We start from the raw sequence: 20919 nt of genomic DNA, 5'->3' as shown, positions 1-20919 counted from the left end.
GTAGATTTCCCTTGTCAGCGCGCTTGTGGCGTGCTTACTCAGGCCGCGCAGGCACGGGACGCGGGAGCGAGCCGTTCGGCGCTCCCGCACTGCACAAGCCAGACACAGGTCGGCAGACAGGACACGGACGAGGCCAAGGCGCCCGCGCGGCGCTGCACCCGCCCGATCACGCCAATACAAGGCTGGAAACCAGAAATCGCATGAGACCATCCAAGTCACGTTCGCGCTCCAAGTCGAACCGTCAGCGCTCGATGGGCAATATCGTCAACCGGGTCTTCGACAGTTCCGGGCCCGAGGGCAAGGTCCGCGGCACACCGCAGCAGATCATCGAGAAATACAACCAGCTTGCCCGCGATGCGCAGCTCTCGAATGACCGCGTCGCGGCCGAGAACTTCCAGCAGCATGCCGAGCATTACACAAGGCTTCTGGGCGAGGCGATGCGCGAGCAGGACGCCCGCCGCGAGCAGCACGAGGCCCAGCAGGGCCGCGAGCGTGGCCGCGACGATCGCGCCGACGACCGCCCCGAGGGCGAGCAGCAGCCCCGCCGCGACGGCACGGCCGACGAGACCGGCCAGCGCATGGCCGAGATGGCCGAGGTGATCGACCTCGACGACACCGATGGCGAAAGCACCCTTGTCGAGACCCCCGAGGAACGCCCCGCCGACGCCTCCGGGGCGACCGAGGAACGTCCGGCAGAGAAACCGCGCCGCGCCCGCCGTCCCCGGGCACCCAAGCCCCGCGAGGAAGGCGACAGCCCGGACCAGGCGCAGGCGCCCGCGGCCGAATAGGCCGCTAGCCCGCCAGCGCCCGGGCCAGCGCGCAGAACCCCTCGATCGGAACCTGTTCGGCCCGCTCGGTGGGCGCGATGCCGACCGCGCGCAGCCGGTCCTCGATATCGGGCGCCAGCCCCTTCAGGCTGGCCCGCAGCATCTTGCGCCGCTGGTTGAAGGCGGCCGCCACCACCCGCTCCAGCACGGCCGGATCGGCGGGAAAGCGCGGCGCGGGCAGGGCGGTCAGATGCACCACCGCTGATTCCACCTTGGGCGCGGGCGTGAACGCCTCGGGCGGCAGGCGCATCACGATCCGCGCCTCGCAACGCCACTGCGCCAGGATCGCAAGCCGCCCATAGGCCTTGCCCCCCGGCTGCGCGGTGATCCGCTCGGCCACCTCGCGCTGGAACATCAGCGTCAGGCTCTGCCAGAAGGGCGGCCAGTCGGGCGGGGTCAGCCAGCGCACCAGCAATTCGGTGCCCACGTTATAGGGCAGGTTGGCCACCACCTTGACCGGCGGGCGCAGATGCGCCAGCGGGTCGATCTCCAGCGCATCGGCATTCAGCACGGTCAGCCGCCCCGGCCAGGCCGCCGTGATCTCGGCCAGCGCGGGCAGGCAGCGCGCGTCCTTCTCGACCGCCAGCACATGCCGCGCCCCCTCGGCCAGCAGCCCGCGGGTCAGCCCGCCGGGTCCGGGGCCGATCTCCAGCACATCCGCCCCTGACAGATCGCCCGCCGCCCGCGCGATCTTGGCGGTCAGGTTCAGATCCAGCAGGAAATTCTGCCCCAGCGCCTTCTTCGCCGACAGCCCATGCGCCGCGATCACCGCGCGCAGGGGCGGCAGCCCGTCAATGGCGCTCATCGCGTCCCCCTCAGGCCATCAGCCAGTCCGCCAGCCGCAGCGCCGCGCCCCAGGCGAAGGGCACCCCCGCCACGCCGATGCCCGCCGCGATCGCCGCCCCCCGGCCCGACAGCCGCCGCTCCTCGACCAGCCCGGCCAGCACCCAGATCGCGACCGGCCCCAGCAGCACGGCACCCGTCACCGCGCCGGGCATCACGCCCAGCGTGGCCACCGACATCAGCACATGCCCCGCCGCGCTCATCAGCAGGGCCCCGGCCAGGATCGCCAGCGCCCAGCCATGCGCGCCCGCAAAGCGCGGCTTGCCCAGGATCACGACGCCCGCCGCCGCCAGCGTCATCAGGATCGCCGCCACCGCATATTGCGCCGGTCCCGGCCAGGCGAAATCCGGCCGCTGCGCCATCAGCCAGCCCGGCAGATACAGCGTCGCCTCCGCGTTCTGAAGCAGGACCGCCACGAACAGCATCGTGGCCCGCAGCGAAAGTTCCACGCGTTTCACGGCAAGTCCGGCCCATCCCATGCGCTTCAGTGCGGAAATACCGTCCCGCCGCGGCCGATACAATCACCGCGAGCATGCGGCACGCGCCCGCGCCATCCGGCTGGCCATCTCCAGTGCCGCGATCAGGCTGGAGGGATCGGCCCGGTCCTGGCCCGCGATGTCGAAGGCCGTGCCGTGATCGGGCGAGGTGCGGATGAAGGGCAGGCCCAGCGTGACATTCACCCCGCCCGCGAAATCCAGCGTCTTGATCGGGATCAGCGCCTGGTCGTGATACATGCAGATGGCCGTATCGTAACGCCGCCGCGCGGCCTCGTGGAACATCGTGTCGGCGGGCAGGGGGCCGGTCAGCGCGATCCCCTCGGCCCGCAGCCGGTCCAGCACCGGGGCGATCAGGTCGATCTCGGCGCGTCCCATGGTGCCGCCTTCGCCCGCATGCGGGTTCAGCCCCGCGACCGCGAGCCGCGGCGCCTCGATCCCGAAATCGCGGATCAGCGCGGCATGGGTGATGCGGATCGTGTCCTCCAGCAGCCGCGCCCCCAGCGCCGCGGGCACCTCCGACAGCGGGATGTGGATCGTCACCGGCACGACGCGCAGGGCCGCGCAGGCCAGCATCATCACCACCCGCTCCACCCCCGCCAGATGGGCCAGGTATTCGGTATGGCCGGGATGGGCAAAGCCCGCCCCCTCCTTCAGCGCCTGCTTGCTGATCGGCGCGGTGCAGATCGCGGCGGCATGGCCCGCCTGCACCAGCGAAACGCCCCGCGCGATGGCCTCGATCACGCAGGCCGCATTCTCGGGCGCGGGGCGGCCGGGCGTGGCCGGGGCGGGGAAGGGCAGGCGCAGCACCGGCAGCGCGCGGGCCGAGACATGCAGCGCCTCCTCGGGGGCGTGGATCTCGGCATGCGGCGTGCCCTCGGGCAGATGGGCGGGATCGCCGATCCAGAAGAAGGGCAGCCTTGCCCCCAGCGCGCGCCACGCCTTGGCGGCGATCTCGGGGCCGATGCCCGCGGGCTCGCCGCAGCTTAGCGCGATGGGGCGGTCGGTCATGGTTCGCGGATGATCGCGTCGGCCTTCAGCTCGGCAAGGTAGCTTTCGGCGTAACCGCCCAGCCGCTGGTTGACGAGCTGGCGGCGCACCGCCTCGCGGTCGACCTCGCCATCGCCCAGATCGGGCGTGCGCGCGCAGAGCATCAGCACCACCGCCATTTGCGGCGTCGAAAGGCCATAGGACACCTCGCCCTCGTCCAGCCGCGCCAGTTCCATCGCGACATTCTGCGGCACCTGCGCCACCGGCAGCACCTCGCGCAGCAGCCTGTCCTCGGGCAGGCCCTTGGCGACACCGTAAAGATCGTCGCAGGTATCCACCCGGGCGCTCACGCGCATCGCATCGGCCAGCGAGCCGCCGGGGATCAGGAAGCGGGCATATTCCACCGACACCGCCTCGGGCGTGGCCGCGCCGCCTTCGCGCAGCGCGCGCAGCTGGAACAGCGCGATGGCGTTTTCCAGCTCGATCGGTTCCGACACCTGGCCCGGCCGCAGCGTCAGCACCTGACCGGCCAGCGCGGGCGGCAGGTTGCCCAGCGGCAGCCAGCCCATCCGCCCGCCTTCCCCGCGCGAGCGCGACACCGAATATTGCCGCGCGGCGGCGGCGAAATCGGCCTCGTTGCGGATCGAGGCGCGCAACTCGCGCACCAGCCGCTCGGCCTCGGCGCGGAATTCCGGCGTGTCGGCGCGCAGCACGATCTCCGACAGCAGCACCTGCACGCCGGCCGCCGCCGCCCGCGGCGAGGTGATCGCCAGCGCCCGGTCGATCTCGGCCTCGGTGACCTGCGCGCGCGGTCCGAAACGGGCGCGCACCACCTCGCGCCAGGCGATCCCGGACTCGACGAAGTCGCGGAAGGTCTCGGCCTCGACCCCGCCCTGCGCGATGGCGGCGATGAACTGCTCGGCGTCCAGGTTGGCGCGCGAGGCGAATTCCTCCATGCCCGCCTGAAGCTGCTCGGGGCTGACGCTCACGCCCAGCCTCTTTGCCTCGGCCATGCGCAGCCGGTCGTCGATCAACCCGTCCATGGCGAGCTTCTCGATCTGCGGCGGGTTGCCCAGGAGCCGCAGGAAGCGGATGCGCTGCTCGACCTCGAAATTGGTGATCGCCCGGTCATTGACGATCATCCGGGGCGCGAAGGACCCGCCCTGCTGCGCGGAGGCGATCCCGGCGCCCATCAGCGCCAGCGCGGCCGCAACCGCCAGGCCCATCCGTCGGATCATTCCGTCCCTCCGTCTTCTTCCTGCTCTCAGAACCTTGCACAACGCCGCGCAAGGCCCGCCCCGTCTCCGCGCGCGCCAAACCCTGCCAGCGACACGGTGACGCCGAAATCCGTGCTCGGATCTACACTAGTCGACGAGGTGAACCGACGCGAGAGGGAAAGATCGACCGCCACGCATTCGTTGCGGTATTCCAGACCGATACCGGCCCTTGCGGCGCGGTCGGCGACGAAATCGTAGCGCCAGTCGGTCTTGCCGATCCAGTTGTCGCGGAACCGGTAGGCGGCATCCATCACCCATTCCGACCGGTCGTCCGGGCGGTTCTCGGCCGGGTTCGCCTCGGCCCATAGCAGGCTTGACGCCAGTTCCACCCGCTCGCCATCCCACGTCACCCTCAGATCGTTGCGGGTAAAGTCGAACCCATCATCAAAGACCGCCCGGTTCGACAGGCTCAGATTGCCGGGCAGGTCCAGCGTGAACGCCGCCAGCCAGTCCGACCGCATCCCGTCCAGCCCCGAGCCGGGCGCGAACTGGCCCAGGTCGTCCTCGCGCCAGATCCGCCCCACCATCAGCGCCAGCGACCAGCCCGCCGGGTCATAGCGTGTCCAGCCCAGCCCCAGATTGGCCCTCAGCCCCGCCTCGCGCAGATCCTCGCCCGCAAAGCGCGTCAGCGAGAACAGGTTCGCCTCGTCGAACTCGACCAGCACGCTGTCCTCGTTGGGCACGCCGTCCTTGTCCTCGCGGCTCCAGACCAGTTGCGCGACGGGTTCCAGCACATGGGTCGCGCCGCCCGCCCCCGCCTTGACCAGCGGCCAGCGCAATTCCACCGACGCCGCGGGCGTGGTCCGGGTGCGGCTGCCCTCGAAATTCAGATCGTCCCCGATGCGGTAATGGTCGATGTCCAGCGCCCCCAGCGCGCCCAGCATCACACCATTGCCCAACACCCAGTCGCGCCGCCAGTCCAGACCAGCCGAAAACCGTGCCAGATCGAGGCCGTCCACAGGATCGCTTGACCGGCGCTGATGGCCATGGGCGGCAAGCGTGAACCCGGCAATCCCGCCGATCACCGGCGGCGCGATCCGTCGGGTATAGCTCAGATCGCCCACCAGGAACGGGATCGTCTGGTTGCTCTCGGATTCGCGCAGCGTCTGGAAATAGATCAGGTCGGCGGCGATCAGCTCGTCCCGCCGCGCCCGGGTCAGCGCCAGCGCGCTGTCCAGCCGGTCCTTGTCGGAATAGTCGTAATCCAGCAGATAGGCGGGATCGGACACCCCCTCGATATTGAAGTCCAGCCGGAAGTCGCGCGGCAGGTCGAACCCGCCCCCGGCAAACAGGTAATAGCGCGTCTCGCCCGGCCGCAGGTCATCGCGCGAGATCGCGCCCTCGGCCTCGAACGCCCCGTTGCGAAAGGCGCGGCGGTAGCGCAGTTCCAGCGTGCGCGTCTGGCTGGTCGAGACATAGGGCGTGATCAGCAGATCCTGGTGATCGCCCAGCGTCAGGAAATAGGGCAGCTTCACCCCGGTGCCCAACTGGTCGGTCACCCGGAGCCCCGGCGTCAGAAAGCCCGTGGCACGCTCCACCGACGGGTCGGGCACCCGCAGGCGCGGCAGGTAGAAGACCGGCACGCCCAGCACCTCGAACCGCGCATCATCGAATTGCAGCTGGCGCTCCTGCTCGTCATGCACGACCCGCCGGGCGCGGATCTGCCATAGCGGCACCTCGGAGTCCGAACAGACCCGGCAGGTCGAGGCCACGGTCCGGTCCAGCATCGTGTAGCGCCCCGAGACGCGCTGGATATCGGCCGCCGCGATCTGCAACTGGCGGTCCAGCACCATCCGGGCCGACCGCAGGATGCCCTCGGACAGATCCGCCGACAACGCGGCGCTGTCGGCCACCAGCACCGTGTCCACGCCCGTGGTCAGCAGGATCGGCCCCTCGATGCTCAGCCGGTCGCCCTCGCGGTCATAGACGATGCGCGTGGCGCGCAGCCGCGTCTGGCCGTGCAGCACCTCGACATTGCCCTCGGCGACAAGCTGGCGCAATTCCCCCACGCTGACCCGGTCCGCGATCAGCATGGCGGGCAGGTCGGCGGGCGCGCTCGCGGCCGGGCGGCCGGTCTGGGCCGGTGCCGCCCCCGGCAGCAGCGTGCCCGCGGCGACCAGCGCCGCGGCCAGGGCCGCAAGGGGAGCAGGAGCGCGCCGCATCAGCCATCCTCCAGGTGCAGCAGAACCCCCAGCGAGAACAGGATGCCCGCGACCGGCGGGCTCCAGGCGGCAAGGGCTATGGGGATCTGCCCGGTTTCGCCCAAGACTTGCGCGAAATTGCGCAGGAAGAAAAGCCCAAGACCCAGCCCCAGCGCCAGCATCGCCATCAGCCCGGTGCGCCCGAACCGCGTGTGGCGCATGGTGAAGCCTGCCGCCAGCAGCACCATCGCCGCCAGCAAGAGCGGCTGCGCCAGCTCCATCTGCAACCAGACCCGGTGCGGCCGCGCCGAAAAGCCCGCCCGTTCCAGCCCGGCGATGAATTCGGGCAGGTCCCAGATCGCGATCGCCGACGGCCGGGCAAAGCCGTCGCGGATGCGCTGGCTGGTCAGGTCCGAGGGCAGCGACAGAAGCGGCTGCTCGATCGCGGCCAGTTCCGGATTGGGCGTTTCCGCGTCGAAACTCCAGCGCTTGGCCTCCCGCATCTCCCAGCTTCCGACCCCCAGCACGGCCTCTGCCGCCTCGATCCGCCAGGCGGGCTGGCCGTCCTGGCCAAAGGCCAGGAAGGTCACGTCGAAGAACCGCGTGCCCTCGGGATTGGTGCGCGCCGCGCGGATCAGGATCTGGCCCTCGTCGCTGCCCTCGCGCAGCCACAGCCCCTCGGAACTGACCGACAGCACGCTGGTCTCACCGGTCTTGTAGCGGTCAGTGACCAGCCGGTACTGCTTGGACGTGGCCGCCACGATCGGGTTCATGATCGCCACCGCGATCCCGCCCAGCACCAGCGCGGCCATCACCGGCGCGACCAGCGCGCGCAGCGCCGACCGCCCCGAGGCCCGCGTGATCACCAGTTCCGAGGTCCGCGCAAGCCCCAGGAACAGCGCCACCGTCGCCAGCACCACGACCAGCGGCAGGATCGTGTAGAGATCCGCAGGTACCTTCAGCGCCGACAAATGCAGCGCCTCGCGAAAGCCGATGCTGCCGATCTCGAACCGCCTGATCTGATCGACCATGTCGAACAGCACCAGGATCGCGGCGAAGATCCCGAACAGGCCGAAGACCAGCAGCGTGAACTTGCGCGCGAAGTAGAAATGCAGCGTCATGCCTGCCCCGCAATCCCCGCCGGAACCCGTCGCCGCCGCGCCGAGAACGCGATCAGCGCCGCCCCCATCGCGGCCCCCGCCAGCGGCGGCAGATAGGTCACCGGCCACAGCGCGGCCTCGCGCCGGGCCAGATCGGCCGCCGCGTTGCCCAGAAGGTTCACCCCGATCAGCAGCACGATCGCCAGCAGCACCTGACGGCCCAGCCCGAACCGGCTGAACCCGCCCAGCAGCAGCGCGCCATAGCCGATCAGCGCCCCCGCCAGCGCCAGCAGCGGCTGCGCGGTGCGCTCATGCCCCTCGACCAGAAACACCGCCCGCGTCTTTCCGGTCGCCGCGATCATCTCGTCGCTCGGCCATAACAGCGCGCGCGTGGGCAGGGTCTCGAGCCGGGGCGGACGCAGCCGCGCGCTGTCGATCAGCGCCCCGATATCATAGGCAAAATCCTCGAAGCTCGTCACCGCCAGCCGCCGGTCGCCGGTCCGGAAGGATTGCGCCATCCCCTCGAACATCACCAGTTTCGGTCCGGTCTCGCCCTCGACCAGCAAGGCACGCCGGGCGGTATAGGTCACCCGCGTCCCCTCGCTGCGGGCATCCGACAGGTAGATGTCGAAAAGCTCCCCCCGGTCGGAAATATCGCGGATATAGAAGGTGATGCCGCGGCCCGGGTGCAGGAACTGGCCCGCGCTCAGGAACTGCGCCGCCACATCGCGCGAGATCTCGTCGCGCCGGTCGTCCAGCTGGGCGCGGCTGGCGGGCACCAGAACATGGGTCAGCACCGCCATCGGCAGCGCCACCGCCAGCCCGAACAGCATCACCGGCCGCGCCAGCCGCCAGGGGCTGCATCCCAGCGCCTGCATCACCACCAGCTCGCTTTCCGAGGTCATGCGGTTGACCACATAGACCGTGCCCGCAAAGGCCGCCACCGGCAGCACCAGCCGGATGACGTTGGGCAGGGTCAGCGCCGCGAATTCCAGGAAGACCAGCGCCGACTGGCCGTCGCCGATCAGTTGCTCGAACAGCGACACGCCCCGGTTCACCCAGTAGACCGAGACCAGCACAAGCGCGAAGAAGCCGAAAAGAACGGTCAGCTGCGCAAGCAGGTATCGGTCGAATCTGGGCACATCTTCCCCTGGGGCGTCACGGATCGGAAGGGACGTTAGACCAATCGGGCAGGGCCGGAAACTGCTATCTGGTCAAGTGCGGGGCAGGGGGCTAGGTAAGGCCCGGTACAGGAAAACAGGGAGCCCGCCATGACCACGCCCGTCGCGATCACCTTCGCCGAAACCGATCTCGAAGCCATCGCCACGGCATCGGGCCGGATCGCGGTCTTCCTGGACGCCGATGGCAAGCTCGACCCCGCCGCCCGTCGGCTCAACCGCCTGATGAAGGGCGCGCTGGAACGCTTCGTGGCGAGTGAGGCGTTTTCCAGGCTGAAACCGGCCGAGGCCGCGACGCTCGGCTGGCCCGCAGGGCTCGCCGCCGAGGCGGTGGATGTCGTGCGGCTCGACAAGCGCCCCGCGCCGGACTGCGCGCGCCGCGCAGGCGCCGCGCTGGCCCGGCGGCAGGGCGCGGCCGATGTGCTGATGCTGGCCGGGGCGCATCCGCGCGCGGCCGATATCGCCTTCGGCTTCGCGCTGCGCGCCTATGAGTTCACCGACCACAGGACCGGCGACAAGACCCTGCCCGGCAAGGTCAAGGTGATGGTCGCCAAACCGGAGGCCGTCGCCGCCGAGGCCGGTCCCATGGCCGCCCGCGCCGAGGGCGTGTTCTTCACCCGCGATCTGGTCAACGAACCCGCCAACATCCTGACCACCGACGATTTCGCCGCGCGGCTGGCCGCGATGCAGGAACTGGGGCTGGATGTCGAGATCCTCGAAGAGGACGACCTGAAGACGCTCGGCATGCGCGCGCTGCTGGCCGTGGGGCAGGGGTCCGAAAGCCCCTCCAAGGTCGTCGTGATGCGCTGGAACGGCGGGGCGAAGGACGCCGCACCGCTCGCGCTGATCGGCAAGGGCGTGGTGTTCGACACCGGCGGCATCTCGATCAAGCCCGCGCAGGGCATGGAAGAGATGACCATGGACATGGGCGGCGCGGGCGTCGTGGCGGGCGTGATGCGCACGCTGGCGCTGCGCAAGGCCAAGGCCAACGTCGTGGGCCTTGTGGGTCTGGTCGAGAACATGCCCGACGGCCGCGCCCAGCGCCCCGGCGACATCGTGCGCAGCATGAAGGGTGACACGATCGAGGTCATCAATACCGATGCCGAGGGCCGCATGGTGCTGGCCGATGTGCTCTGGTACGCGCAGGACCGGTTCCAGCCCGCCGCCATGGTCGATCTGGCCACGCTGACCGGGGCCATCATCGTCGGGCTGGGTCACGCGAACGCGGGCGTCTTCTCGAATGACGACGCCTTCTGCGCCGATTTCCTCAAGGCCGCCGCGACCGAGGGCGAGGGCGCCTGGCGCATGCCGCTGGGCGAGGCCTATGACAAGCTCATCAAGTCGCAGATCGCCGACATCAAGAACAGCGGCGGCCGGACCGCGGGCGCGGTCACCGCGGCGCAGTTCCTGCACCGTTTCGTCAAGCCCGAAACGCCCTGGATCCATCTCGACATCGCCGGTGTCGCCCGCACCCCCGAGGAAACGCCGCTGGCCCCCAAGGGGCCGACGGGCTGGGGTGTGCTGGCGCTCGACCGGCTGGTGGCCGACCGCTTCGAAGGCTAGGCCGGCCGCGGGGGCGCTGGCGCCCCCGCTGTCCCTCAGGCCGCTTTCAGCGCCGCCTCGGCCGCGGCCCTTATCGCCCGGATATTGGCGCCGTAAACCTCGGGATTGTCGACCGATCCGCCCGAGAACACCGCAGACCCCGCCACAAGGCAATCCGCCCCCGCCGCCGCGACCAGCGGCGCGGTGTCCGGCGTCACGCCGCCGTCGATCTGGATATGGATCGGGCGGTCGCCGATCATCGCGCGGATCTTGCGGGTCTTTTCCACGCCGGAATGGATGAATTTCTGCCCGCCGAAGCCGGGGTTCACCGTCATCACCAGCACCATGTCCACCATGTCCAGCACATCCGCCACCGCCTCTGCGGGCGTGCCGGGGTTCAGCACGACGCCCGCCTTCACGCCCTGCGCGCGGATCGCCTGCAACGTGCGGTGGATATGGGGCCCCGCCTCGACATGGGCAGAGATCATGTCGGCGCCCGCCTCGGCATAGGCCTCGATATAGGGGTCCACCGGCGCGATCATCAGATGCACGTCCATGAAGGTCTTGACATGCTTGCGGAACGCCTTGACCGCGGGCGGGCCGAAGGTCAGGTTCGGGACGAAATGCCCGTCCATCACGTCGACATGCACCCAGTCGGCGCCCTGTGCCTCGATCGCCTGGATCTCGGCCCCGAAATTCGCGAAATCGGCGGACAGGATCGACGGCGCGATCTTGATGGAACGGTCGAACATCTTGCGTTTCCTCCCGATGGGGTTTGAGCGCGGCGCCCGAAGACGCCGCGCGGGGATTTACTCGGCCGCGGCGATGACGCCCAGCTTCTGGCGCCAGCCCGGATAGAACCGGTCGGCATCGTTCTGGAAGCTCTCGAAGGCGCGCGCCAGTTCGCGGTGCTCGCGCGCATACTCCACCAGATCGACGCCCGATTTCCACGCATCATGCGCCTGGCGCAGCGATTTCGCCCCCGCCGTGCCGCCATCCAGATGCCCGAAGGCGCCGCCGCCCGAGGTCTGGATGATGTTGGAATGACCTAGGTTGTCGAAGAAGCCCGGCAGCCGCAGCGCGTTCATCCCGCCCGAGATGATCGGCGTGGTCGCCTTCATCCCCAGCCATTCCTGCGGGTAATAGGGGCCCTCTGCGTTGTCGCGTTCCAGCATGAAGGCCATGGCCTTGTCGGCGGCCTCGCCCTCCATCTTGCCGAAGCCCATCGTGCCGGTATGGATTCCGCTCGCGCCTTGCAGGCGGGACATCTTGGACAGCACGAAGGCGGTATAGCCGCGCATCGACTGGGGCGAGGTGACGGCGCCATGCCCCGCGCGGTGGTAATGCAGGAACTGGCGCGGGAACTGGCGGCGGCAGGTGGTGATCGCGGCCGGGCCGGTGACATAGCCATCCACCAGGAAGGCGACGTGATCGGCATTTTCGCCAAAGGTCTCAAGGATGTATTCGCCCCGCGCGATCATCTCGAACGGGTCGTCGGCGGTGATGTTGGCCGAGAACAGCTTGGCCTCGCCGGTTTCGTCCTGCGCGCGCTTCATCGCATCCGACACCAGCCGGATCGTCTCTTTCAGCGGCGCGAACACCTGGTTGCCCTGCGGCTCGTCATTCTTGATGAAATCGCCGCCCAGCCAGAATTCGTAGCAGGCATCGGCAAAGGGCTGCGGGCGCAGGCCCAGCTTGGGCTTGATGATGGTGCCGACCACCATGCCGCCATCGGTGACGCTGCGGCCCAGAACGCGCCACATGTCGGCGATGTTCATCGCCGGGCCGTCGAACAGGCGCAGATAGGCGGGCGGCACATAGAAATCGTGCATCTTGGCGTATTCGACATCGCCCATGCCCTGGTTGTTGCCGATCGTCAGCGTCAGGAACGAGCACAGCATCGCCCGCCCGTCGATGATGTTGCGGTCGAACAGCTCCACCGGATAGGCGATCTTCATCAGCTCGCGCGCCGGGTCGATCTCGTAGACCAGCGCATCCACGCCCTTGGTGAACTCGTCGGTGGTGCAGACCTCGACATTGGTGCCGGTCGAGCTTTCGGCGGCGAAATGGGCGGCGACCGACAGGTAGTCGCCAAAGCCCTCTTTCGGCTTCATGATATAGGCGCACAGCACATGGCGGCCGCCCACGATCAGGTCTTTCTCGTCAAGATCGAGGCGCGCGTAGCGGTTCGATTGGTCCATTTGGGTCCTCCCCGAGGGTGTCCGGTTGCGCGCGTTTCCGTGACGGGCGCCCGGCCGTTTCCGGGGCCGGGCGCCGCTTGTCTCAGTTGGTCTTGGGATCAAGGCTGCCCGAGGCATAGCGTTTGGCCATGTCGTCCATCGGGATCACCTTGATCTTGCTGGCATTCCCGGCGGTGCCAAAGGCTTCGAGCCGCAGCTTGCACAGGTCGCGCATGGCGTCCATCGCGGGTTTCAGGAACTTGCGCGGGTCGAATTCCTTGGGGTTCTCCTGCGCGATCTTGCGGAACTGGCCGGTCATCGCCATCCGGCAATCGGTGTCGATATTGACCTTGCGCACGCCCATCCTGATGCCGCGCACGATCTCCTCGACCGGCACGCCAAAGGTCTGGGGCATGCCGCCGCCATAGGCGTTGATGATGTCCTGCAATTCCTGCGGCACCGACGACGAGCCGTGCATCACCAGATGGGTATCGGGCAGCTTCTTGTGGATCGCCTCGATCACGCTCATCGCGAGGATCTCGCCATCGGGCTTGCGCGAGAACTTGTAGGCGCCGTGGCTGGTGCCGCAGGCGATCGCCAGCGCATCGACCTTGGTCTTCTTGACGAAATCCACCGCCTGATCGGGATCGGTCAGCAACTGGCTGTGATCCAGCTTTCCTTCCGCGCCATGGCCGTCCTCGGCCTCGGATTCGCCGGTTTCCAGCGACCCCAGAACCCCCAACTCGCCCTCGACCGAGGCACCGACCCAATGCGCCATGGTCGCGACGCGCTCGGTGATGTCCACGTTGTAGTCATAGCTCGCGGGCGTCTTGGCATCGGCCTCCAGCGAGCCGTCCATCATGACGGACGTGAAGCCATGCTTGATCGCCGACATGCAGGTGGCTTCGTTGTTGCCATGATCCTGATGCATGCAGAGCGGGATGTCGGGATAGATCATCGACAGCGCCTCGATCATCTTGGCCAGCATGATGTCGTTGGCGTAGTTCCGCGCCCCGCGCGAGGCCTGGATGATGACGGGCGCGTCAACGGCCTTGGCGGCCTCCATGATCGCGATGCCCTGTTCCATGTTGTTGATGTTGAAGGCGGGCACGCCGTAGCCATGTTCGGCCGCGTGGTCCAGCAATTGCCGCAGGGTAATCAGTGCCATCAAAGTCCTCCGTCAGGCTGCATCTGCTTTGCGTTCAAGGGCGTCGAGGCCGGGCATCGTCCGGCCCTCCAGCCATTCGAGAAAGGCCCCACCGGCGGTGGAGACATGGGTGAAGTCATGCGCGACCCCGGTGCGGTTCAGCGCGACCAGCGTGTCGCCGCCGCCCGCAACCGACACCGCCAGACCAGCGCGCGTCAGTTCCGCGACGCTCTGGGCCAGCGCCCGCGTGCCCGCATCGAAGGGCGGCGTCTCGTAGGTGCCCATGGGGCCGTTCCACAGGATCGTGCGCGCATCCCGCAGGATGTCCTGATAGCGCGCGATGGTGTTCGGCCCGATATCCAGGATGCGCCGGTTCGCCCGCACGCCGCCCAGCGGCACCGGGTAGGAATTGATCCCCACCCGCTGGAACCCCGCCACCACGAAATCGTCGGGCGTCACGATCCGGCAGCCCGCCACCTCGGCCAGCGCCGCGATCTCCAGCACGTCCTCGGCATATTCGGGCTCGATGAATGACCGCCCGATGGAATAGCCGCGCGCGAACAGGAACGCGTTGGCGATCCCCCCGCCCAGAAGGATCGTGTTGATCCGCGGCACCAGCCGTTTCAGCAGCCCCAGCCGGGGCGCGACCGATCCGCCGCCGATCAGCGCGACCGAGGGCGGTTGCGGATCGGCCAGCGCCCCTTCGAGCGCCGAGAGTTCCTCAAGGAACAGCGGCCCCACCGCCACCCGCTCGGCCGCCAGAACCGCCGCCGTGGTCGAGGCATGCGCCCGGTGACAGCAGGAAAAGGCGTCGTTCACATAGATGTCGCCCAGCCGCGCCAGTCCCGCGCCCAGTCGGGCATCGTTCTGTTCCTCGCCCCGCTCGAAGCGCAGGTTCTCGCACAGCAGAACCTCGCCCGGTCGCAAGGCCTCGCCCCGCCGTTCCACGATGGGACCGACGCAGGTGTCGTTGAACATCACCTTCCGGCCCAGCGCCTCGGCCAGCGCGGGCACCAGCCGTTCGGTCGTCAGCGCGGGGGTCAATTCGCCATTCGGCCGGCCCAGATGGGTCAGCACGATCAGCCGCGCGCCCTGCTCCAGCAGCGGTTTCATCCCGCGGGCAAAGCGAGCGATGCGCGTGGCATCGCCCACCCCGTCCCGCGTCAGCGGCACGTTCAGATCGGCCCGCACCGCCAGGCGCCTGCCCGCAACATCCAGCGATGTCAGGGGCGTGAACGCCATCAGATCAGCGCCCCCATCGCCACGGCGGTATCCGCCATGCGGTTGGAGAAGCCCCATTCGTTGTCATACCAGGTCAGGATGCGGACCATGGTCCCGTCCATCACCTTGGTCTGGTCCATGTGGAAGACCGAGGAATGCGGATCATGGTTGAAATCCATGCTGACCAGCGACTCGGTGGTGTAGCCCAGGATCCCCTTCATCGGGCCATCGGCCGCGGCCTTGATCGCGGCATTGACCTCCTCCACGCTGGTCGCGCGGCTGGCCTCGAACACCAGGTCCACGACCGAGACGTTCGGCGTCGGCACCCGGATCGCCACGCCATCCAGCTTGCCCTTCAGTTCGGGCAGCACCAGACCCACGGCCTTGGCCGCGCCGGTCGAGGTCGGGATCATGCTCATCGCCGCGGCGCGGGCGCGGTAGAGATCCTTGTGCATCGTGTCCAGCGTCGGCTGGTCGCCCGTATAGGAGTGGATCGTGGTCATGAAGCCGCGATTGATGCCGATGGCGTCATTCAGCGCCTTGGCCACCGGGCTCAGGCAGTTCGTGGTGCAGGACGCGTTCGACACGACCGTATCGGCGGCGGTCAGAACGTCATGGTTCACGCCATAGACGATGGTCTTGTCCGCGCCATCGGCGGGCGCCGAGACCAGAACGCGCTTGGAGCCGTTCTCCAGGTGGAACGCCGCCTTGTCGCGCGCGGTGAAGATGCCGGTGCATTCCATCGCGATATCGACATCGCCCCAGGGCAGGTCCTTGGGGTCGCGGATCGCCGTCACCTTGATCGGGCCGCGGCCCACGTCGATGGTGTCGCCATTCACCGTCACGGTGCCGGGGAACCGGCCATGCACGCTGTCATAGCGCATCAGGTGGGCATTGGTCTCGACCGGGCCGAGATCGTTGATCGCGACCACCTCGATATCGGTGCGACCCGATTCCACGATGGCGCGCAGCACGTTGCGGCCGATCCGGCCGAAGCCGTTGATAGCAACCTTCACAGTCATAATGGACCCTTCCTACTTCATCAGTTTCTTGGCGGCCGCAGCCACGGCCGCGGGCGTGATGCCGAACTGGGCATAAAGCGTCTCGGCCGGCGCCGAGGCGCCAAAGCTCGACATGCCCACGAAGGCGGACCTTTCGCCCAGCAGCGCCGCCCAGCCCTGTTCCACCGCGGCCTCGACACCGACGCGGGGCGCGCTGCCCAGCACGGCGGCCTTGTAGCCCGCGTCCTGCCCCGCGAAAAGCTCGAAACACGGCGCCGAGACGACGGCGGCCTTGATGCCCTCCTCGGCCAGCAGGTCGGCGGCCTTCATCGCGATCTCGACCTCGGAGCCGGTGGCGATCAGCGTCACGTCGCGCGCCCCGTCCGCCTCGCGCAGGACATAGGCGCCCTTCGCCACAAGGTTCTCGGCGGTATGCGCGGTGCGCAGGCAGGGCAGGTTCTGCCGCGACAGCGCCATCAGGCTGGGCGTCGTGCTGGCGGTCGCCGCGATTTCCCAGCATTCGGCGGTTTCCACCACATCGGCGGGCCGGAACACGTTGAGGTTGGGCATGGCGCGCAAGGACGCCAGATGCTCGACCGGCTGGTGCGTCGGGCCGTCCTCGCCCAGACCGATGGAATCATGCGTCATGACATAGGTCACCGGCAGCCCCATCAGCGCCGACAGCCGGATCGCGGGCCGCGCGTAATCGGCAAAGACAAGGAACGTGCCGCCATAGGCGACAAAGCCCTTGTGCAGCGCGATCCCGTTCATCACCGCCGACATGCCGAATTCGCGGATGCCGTAATGGATGTAGCTGCCGCCGTAATTGTCCTTCGACATCGGCTGCATGCCCGCGGTGACGGTCAGGTTCGACCCGGTCAGGTCGGCCGAGCCGCCCGCCGTGTTGGGCAGCGTCGCGTTCACGACTTCCAGCGCCATCTCGCTGGCCTTGCGGGTCGCGACCTTGGGCGCCTCGGCCGACAGCTTGGCCTTGTAGGCGTCGATGGCCGCGGCCAGCGCCGCCTTGTCCGGCGCCGCGATGGACCGCTCGAACGCCCCGGCCTGCTCGGACACCGACAGCCGCGCCTCCCAGCCCTCGCGGGCGGCACGGCCGCGGGCGGCCACCGCGCCCCAGGCGTCATAGACCGCCTTGGGCAGGGTGAAGGCTTCGTGCGGCCAGTCCAGCGCCGCGCGCGTCGCGGCGATTTCCTCGGCGCCCAGCGGCGCGCCATGGACCTTGTGGCTGCCCGCCTTGTTCGGCGCGCCCTGGCCGATCACCGTCCGGCACGCGATCAGCGAAGGGCGGGGATCATTGCGCGCGGCCTCGATGGCGGCGGCCACCGCCTCGCGGTCATGGCCGTCGACCGATTGCACATGCCATTGCGCGGCGGCAAAGCGCGCCAGTTGATCGACCGAGGTCGACAGCTCGGTCGAGCCGTCGATGGTGATCTTGTTGTCGTCCCACAGCACGATCATCCGGCCCAGACCCCAATGGCCCGCCATGTCGATCGCCTCGTGGGAAATGCCCTCCATCAGGCAGCCGTCGCCTGCGATGACATAGGTGTAATGGTCCACCAGATCGTCGCCGAAACGGGCATTGTGCATCCGCTCGGCCAGCGCCATGCCGACCGCGGTGGTGATGCCCTGGCCCAGCGGGCCGGTGGTGGTCTCGATCCCGTCGGCATGGCCGTATTCGGGGTGACCGGCGGTGCGATAGCCCCATTGGCGGAAGTTCTTCACCTGGTCCATGTCCATGTCGGCATAGCCCAGCATGTGGTTGATCGCGTAGATCAGCATGGACCCGTGTCCCGCCGACAGCACGAAGCGGTCGCGATCCTGCCAGGTCGGGCAGGAGGGGTCCACGTTCAGGAAGCGGTTGTAAAGCACGGCGGCCACATCGGCCATGCCCATCGGCATGCCCGGATGGCCGGAATTGGCGGCCTGCACCGCATCCATCGCCAGCACCCGGATGGCGGTGGCCATCAGCGCCTCGGCGCCGGTGTCGATCTTCGTGGGGGCGTTCATGTCGCTTGCCTCCTCAGGCGCGTTTCGATTCGGACACCAGACGCTCGATCATCGGCGTCAGGATCAGTTGCATCGCAAGGTCCAGCTTGCTGCCCGGCACGACGATCGAGTTCGCCCGGCTCATCCACGAGCCCTGGATCATCGAGACCAGGTAGGAAAAGTCGATGCCGCGCGGGTTCTTGAAGCGGATCACCACAAGGCTTTCGTCGGGCGTCGGGATCCAGCGCGCCACCAGCGGGTTGGAGGTGTCCACCACCGGCACGCGCTGGAAGTTGATGTCGGTCTGGGTGAATTGCGGGATGATGCAATGCACATAGGCATGCATCCGGCGCAGGATGACATCGGTCACGGCCTCGGTGGTGTAGCCGCGCTTTTCCTTGTCGCGGTGAATCTTCTGGATCCATTCAAGGTTGATGACCGGCACCACGCCGATCTTCAGATCCGCATGCTGGGGCAGGTTCACCTCGTCATTGACCACCGCGCCATGCAGCCCCTCGTAGAACAGCAGGTCCGAGCCCTCCTCGAAGGGTGCCCAGTCGGTGAACTCGCCCGGCGGCACGCCGTAAAGCTCGGCCTCGTCATTGTCGTGGACATAATGGCGCGTGCGCCCCGTGCCGGTCTCGCCATATTCACGGAACACGCGCTCCAGCTCCTTCAGCTCGTTGGCCTCATAGCTGAAATGGCTGAAGGTCGAATCACCCTCGGCATAGCGCCGGTCGAGTTCCGCCTTCATGTCCTTGCGGTTGAACTTGTGAAAGGCGTCGCCCTCGATCGACACGGCCTTCACGCCCTCGCGGCGAAAGATCTGGTCGAAGGTGTGCTTGACCGTCGAGGTGCCGGCGCCAGACGAACCGGTGACCGAGATGATCGGATGTTTCTTGCTCATGTCTATCCTCCCAGGGCTTCAGACGCGGAACAGGCCGCGATTGCCGAACAGTGCGTTGACCTCCTGTTCGGGAAGGTCGTGATAGGCGGCGACGCGGCTGACCTTGTCGGTCGAGCCGAAGACGAAGGGCGTGCGGGCATGCAGTTCGGGCGCGCTCTTGTCGAGGATGCGGTCCTGCGCATCCGTCGCCGACCCGCCCGCCTGCTCGATGACAAAGGCGATGGGCGCGCATTCATAGACCATGCGCAGTCGGCCCTTCTCATAGCCCTTGCGCGAGTCGCCGGGATACAGGAACACGCCGCCCCGGCTGATGATCCGATGTGTCTCGGCCACCAGCGAGGCCACCCAGCGCATGTTGAAATTCTGCGCGCGCGGCCCCTCGTCGCCCGCGATGCAATCGTCGATATAGGCGCGGATCGGCTTGGCCCAATGCCGGTAGTTCGAGGCGTTGATCGCGAATTCGCGCGCCGTCGTGGGCACCCTGACTGCCTCCTGCACCAGCACGAACTGCTTGCTGTCGGGGTCCAGCAGGTATTCCTGCGTGCCCTTGCCGAAGGTGACGACCAGCATGGTCTGCGGCCCGAAGATGATATAGCCGCCGCCGATCTGCTCATGCGCCGGGCGCAGGAAGCTGGCATCGCCGTCCTCCCTGGCCTCGAAGATCGAGAAGATCGTGCCGATCGACACGTTGACCTCGATATTCGAGGATCCGTCCAGCGGGTCGATCGCCAGCGCGAAACGGCCCTTGGGGTCAAGCTCGACCACGCTGTCCTGTTCCTCCGAGGCGTACCAGCGCACATCCGCCGTGGCCAGGCGCCGGGCAAAGGCCTCGTCGGCCAGCACGTCCAGCGCCTTCTGCGTGTCGCCGCCGGTATTCTCGCCGACCTCCGCGCCCAGCGCACCGCCCAGCGGCCCGCGCTGGATCGTGTTGGAAAGGTCGGCGCCGACCTCGCAAAGCGCGTTCATCAGCGGCTGAAGCGCGGCGGGGATATGCTGCAAATCCCGGATCGGATTCTTCGTCTGCATAGTTTTCTCCCGAATCTGGCGGCGGGATGCCGATGCCGGTTGCTAGATGAGAACGCGCCCTATACAGAATTTAAAAACTTCGAAGCTGCGTTAGAAAAAATTTAATGCCGAAACCCGAAGCCGTCACCCTCAAGCAACTCAGGGCCTTGCAGGCCGTGGCCGAGCATGGATCGCTGACCGCGGCGGCTGAGGCAATTCGCCTCACCCCGCCCGCGGTCCACAGCCAGCTGCGCCAGCTCGAAACCAGCTTCAACGCCCGCCTCCTGGAACGCGGGCCGCAGGGCGGCGCGCGGCTGACCCGCCAGGGCGAGGCGGTCCTGGTCGGCGCCCGTGCCATCGAGACCGCGCTGGAGGCCTGCGCCGACCATGTCCGCGCGATCAACGAGGGCATGGAGGGGATGGTCACCCTCGGTGTGGTCGCCACCGCCCGCTATTTCGCGCCCCGCCTCGTCGCCGAGTTGCAGCGCGCCTTCTCCACCGTCGATGTCATCCTGCGCGTGGGCAGCCGCGACGAGATCGTGAACGCCCTGGCCAGCGCCAGCGTGGATCTCGCGATCATGGGCCGCCCGCCGCGCCATCCCGAGGTGCAGGCCACCGTGCTCGGCCCGCATCCCTATATCCTGATCGCCCGGCCCGGCCATCCGCTGGCCGCGCAGGGGCGGGTGGCGCCCGAGGCGATCATGGCCCAGCCCGTCGTCACCCGCGAGGAGGGCTCCGGCACCCGCATCCTGCTGGAACGCTATCTCGAACGGCTGGGCCGCGGTCGCCCCGCCCGGGTGATCGAGGTCGATGGCGACGAGACGATGAAACAGGCGGTCATGGCGGGGCTGGGCATCGCGCTGATCTCGCGCCATACGGTGATCGAGGAATTGCGCGCGGGCCGCCTGGTCGAGCTTGAGGCCGAGGCGCTGCCGCTGGTGCGCCAATGGTTCCTCGTGCATCGCGCCGATACCGCCCTCAGCGCGGCGGGGCGGCGCGTGCATGGCCATATCGTCGGGCGGCAGGGCGGCTTCCTGCCGAAATGACGCCCGTTCCCCGCGA

General features: G+C 68.3%; 18 protein-coding genes. 3 read left to right on the top strand and 15 right to left on the bottom strand.

The genetic code is table 11. From position 1 onward, the window contains the following. The first annotated feature begins 200 nt into the window (after positions 1 to 200). A complete protein-coding gene (locus tag EV216_RS07250) occupies positions 201 to 788 on the top strand; it encodes a DUF4167 domain-containing protein (RefSeq protein WP_132694391.1) in 588 nt (195 codons plus the stop codon). A gap of 4 nt (positions 789 to 792) precedes the next feature. Here the strand turns inward: EV216_RS07250 and rsmA are convergent, their stop codons facing one another. From rsmA to lptF, 7 genes are all read right to left on the bottom strand, one after another. After that, on the bottom strand, positions 793 to 1632 hold the full coding sequence (gene rsmA, locus EV216_RS07245; RefSeq protein WP_132694390.1) for a 16S rRNA (adenine(1518)-N(6)/adenine(1519)-N(6))-dimethyltransferase RsmA: 840 nt from the start codon (positions 1630 to 1632) through the stop codon (positions 793 to 795). A 10-nt stretch (positions 1633 to 1642) separates the two neighbouring features. Next, entirely contained in the window at positions 1643 to 2119 is a 477-nt protein-coding gene (locus EV216_RS07240; protein WP_165899180.1) for an HXXEE domain-containing protein, read from the bottom strand. A gap of 72 nt (positions 2120 to 2191) precedes the next feature. After that, a complete protein-coding gene (gene pdxA / locus EV216_RS07235) occupies positions 2192 to 3175 on the bottom strand; it encodes a 4-hydroxythreonine-4-phosphate dehydrogenase PdxA (protein WP_132694388.1) in 984 nt (327 codons plus the stop codon). After that, complete coding sequence (locus EV216_RS07230) at positions 3172 to 4392, bottom strand: peptidylprolyl isomerase (RefSeq protein ID WP_132694387.1); 1221 nt, start codon at positions 4390 to 4392, stop codon at positions 3172 to 3174. Before EV216_RS07230 ends, pdxA begins: the two co-directional genes overlap by 4 nt. A gap of 26 nt (positions 4393 to 4418) precedes the next feature. Next, the gene (locus EV216_RS07225; protein WP_132694386.1) at positions 4419 to 6593 is read right to left on the bottom strand and encodes an LPS-assembly protein LptD; all 2175 of its coding nucleotides are present in this window, start codon (positions 6591 to 6593) and stop codon (positions 4419 to 4421) included. Further along, entirely contained in the window at positions 6593 to 7693 is a 1101-nt protein-coding gene (lptG, locus tag EV216_RS07220) for an LPS export ABC transporter permease LptG (protein ID WP_132694385.1), read from the bottom strand. Before lptG ends, EV216_RS07225 begins: the two co-directional genes overlap by 1 nt. Further along, positions 7690 to 8814: an LPS export ABC transporter permease LptF gene (lptF, locus tag EV216_RS07215; RefSeq protein ID WP_132694384.1), complete on the bottom strand. Its 1125-nt coding sequence runs from the start codon at positions 8812 to 8814 to the stop codon at positions 7690 to 7692. Before lptF ends, lptG begins: the two co-directional genes overlap by 4 nt. Positions 8815 to 8943: 129 nt before the next feature. Between lptF and EV216_RS07210 the strand changes: the two genes are divergently transcribed. Next, positions 8944 to 10413 carry a leucyl aminopeptidase gene (locus EV216_RS07210; protein ID WP_132694383.1) on the top strand — a complete coding sequence of 490 codons (1470 nt, stop codon included), beginning with the start codon at positions 8944 to 8946 and terminating at the stop codon, positions 10411 to 10413. A 35-nt stretch (positions 10414 to 10448) separates the two neighbouring features. On the opposite strand, the gene rpe is transcribed toward EV216_RS07210, so the two are convergent. The 8 genes from rpe to EV216_RS07170 form a co-directional block, all read right to left on the bottom strand. Further along, positions 10449 to 11144 carry a ribulose-phosphate 3-epimerase gene (gene rpe / locus EV216_RS07205; RefSeq protein WP_132694382.1) on the bottom strand — a complete coding sequence of 232 codons (696 nt, stop codon included), beginning with the start codon at positions 11142 to 11144 and terminating at the stop codon, positions 10449 to 10451. Positions 11145 to 11201: 57 nt separating this feature from the next. Further along, a complete protein-coding gene (locus tag EV216_RS07200; protein WP_132694381.1) occupies positions 11202 to 12593 on the bottom strand; it encodes a ribulose-bisphosphate carboxylase in 1392 nt (463 codons plus the stop codon). Positions 12594 to 12675: 82 nt separating this feature from the next. Further along, positions 12676 to 13740: a class II fructose-bisphosphate aldolase gene (gene fba, locus EV216_RS07195; RefSeq protein ID WP_132694380.1), complete on the bottom strand. Its 1065-nt coding sequence runs from the start codon at positions 13738 to 13740 to the stop codon at positions 12676 to 12678. 12 nt (positions 13741 to 13752) lie between these two features. After that, positions 13753 to 14961 carry a phosphoglycerate kinase gene (locus EV216_RS07190; protein ID WP_132694379.1) on the bottom strand — a complete coding sequence of 403 codons (1209 nt, stop codon included), beginning with the start codon at positions 14959 to 14961 and terminating at the stop codon, positions 13753 to 13755. Next, positions 14961 to 15962, bottom strand: a complete 1002-nt coding sequence (gene gap / locus EV216_RS07185) for a type I glyceraldehyde-3-phosphate dehydrogenase (protein ID WP_132694378.1) — start codon at positions 15960 to 15962, stop codon at positions 14961 to 14963. The genes EV216_RS07190 and gap overlap by 1 nt, the downstream gene beginning before the upstream one ends. A 12-nt stretch (positions 15963 to 15974) precedes the next feature. Beyond that, positions 15975 to 17966, bottom strand: a complete 1992-nt coding sequence (tkt, locus tag EV216_RS07180; RefSeq protein WP_132694377.1) for a transketolase — start codon at positions 17964 to 17966, stop codon at positions 15975 to 15977. A gap of 13 nt (positions 17967 to 17979) precedes the next feature. After that, positions 17980 to 18852, bottom strand: coding sequence for a phosphoribulokinase (locus EV216_RS07175; protein ID WP_132694376.1), 873 nt, complete (start codon positions 18850 to 18852; stop codon positions 17980 to 17982). An 18-nt stretch (positions 18853 to 18870) separates the two neighbouring features. Continuing rightward, positions 18871 to 19878: a class 1 fructose-bisphosphatase gene (locus EV216_RS07170; RefSeq protein WP_132694375.1), complete on the bottom strand. Its 1008-nt coding sequence runs from the start codon at positions 19876 to 19878 to the stop codon at positions 18871 to 18873. Between the two features lie 104 nt (positions 19879 to 19982). Here EV216_RS07170 and EV216_RS07165 point away from each other — a divergent pair, with 104 nt between their 5' ends. After that, the gene (locus EV216_RS07165) at positions 19983 to 20903 is read left to right on the top strand and encodes a LysR family transcriptional regulator (RefSeq protein ID WP_132694374.1); all 921 of its coding nucleotides are present in this window, start codon (positions 19983 to 19985) and stop codon (positions 20901 to 20903) included. The last annotated feature ends 16 nt before the right edge of the window (positions 20904 to 20919 follow it).

It is taken from the genome of Rhodovulum steppense (genome assembly GCF_004339675.1).
Lineage (GTDB): Bacteria > Pseudomonadota > Alphaproteobacteria > Rhodobacterales > Rhodobacteraceae > Rhodovulum > Rhodovulum steppense.
This window is presented reverse-complemented; position numbering and strand designations above follow the sequence as displayed.

Excerpts from the sequence above, each read along its gene's own strand:
- EV216_RS07250 (WP_132694391.1), top strand. The coding sequence starts at position 201 with ATGAGACCATCCAAGTCACGTTCGCGCTCCAAGTCGAACCGTCAGCGC.
- rsmA (WP_132694390.1), bottom strand. The coding sequence starts at position 1,632 with ATGAGCGCCATTGACGGGCTGCCGCCCCTGCGCGCGGTGATCGCGGCG.
- pdxA (WP_132694388.1), bottom strand. The coding sequence starts at position 3,175 with ATGACCGACCGCCCCATCGCGCTAAGCTGCGGCGAGCCCGCGGGCATC.
- EV216_RS07230 (WP_132694387.1), bottom strand. The coding sequence starts at position 4,392 with ATGATCCGACGGATGGGCCTGGCGGTTGCGGCCGCGCTGGCGCTGATG.
- EV216_RS07225 (WP_132694386.1), bottom strand. The coding sequence starts at position 6,593 with ATGCGGCGCGCTCCTGCTCCCCTTGCGGCCCTGGCCGCGGCGCTGGTC.
- lptG (WP_132694385.1), bottom strand. The coding sequence starts at position 7,693 with ATGACGCTGCATTTCTACTTCGCGCGCAAGTTCACGCTGCTGGTCTTC.
- EV216_RS07210 (WP_132694383.1), top strand. The coding sequence starts at position 8,944 with ATGACCACGCCCGTCGCGATCACCTTCGCCGAAACCGATCTCGAAGCC.
- rpe (WP_132694382.1), bottom strand. The coding sequence starts at position 11,144 with ATGTTCGACCGTTCCATCAAGATCGCGCCGTCGATCCTGTCCGCCGAT.
- EV216_RS07200 (WP_132694381.1), bottom strand. The coding sequence starts at position 12,593 with ATGGACCAATCGAACCGCTACGCGCGCCTCGATCTTGACGAGAAAGAC.
- fba (WP_132694380.1), bottom strand. The coding sequence starts at position 13,740 with ATGGCACTGATTACCCTGCGGCAATTGCTGGACCACGCGGCCGAACAT.
- EV216_RS07190 (WP_132694379.1), bottom strand. The coding sequence starts at position 14,961 with ATGGCGTTCACGCCCCTGACATCGCTGGATGTTGCGGGCAGGCGCCTG.
- gap (WP_132694378.1), bottom strand. The coding sequence starts at position 15,962 with ATGACTGTGAAGGTTGCTATCAACGGCTTCGGCCGGATCGGCCGCAAC.
- tkt (WP_132694377.1), bottom strand. The coding sequence starts at position 17,966 with ATGAACGCCCCCACGAAGATCGACACCGGCGCCGAGGCGCTGATGGCC.
- EV216_RS07175 (WP_132694376.1), bottom strand. The coding sequence starts at position 18,852 with ATGAGCAAGAAACATCCGATCATCTCGGTCACCGGTTCGTCTGGCGCC.
- EV216_RS07170 (WP_132694375.1), bottom strand. The coding sequence starts at position 19,878 with ATGCAGACGAAGAATCCGATCCGGGATTTGCAGCATATCCCCGCCGCG.
- EV216_RS07165 (WP_132694374.1), top strand. The coding sequence starts at position 19,983 with ATGCCGAAACCCGAAGCCGTCACCCTCAAGCAACTCAGGGCCTTGCAG.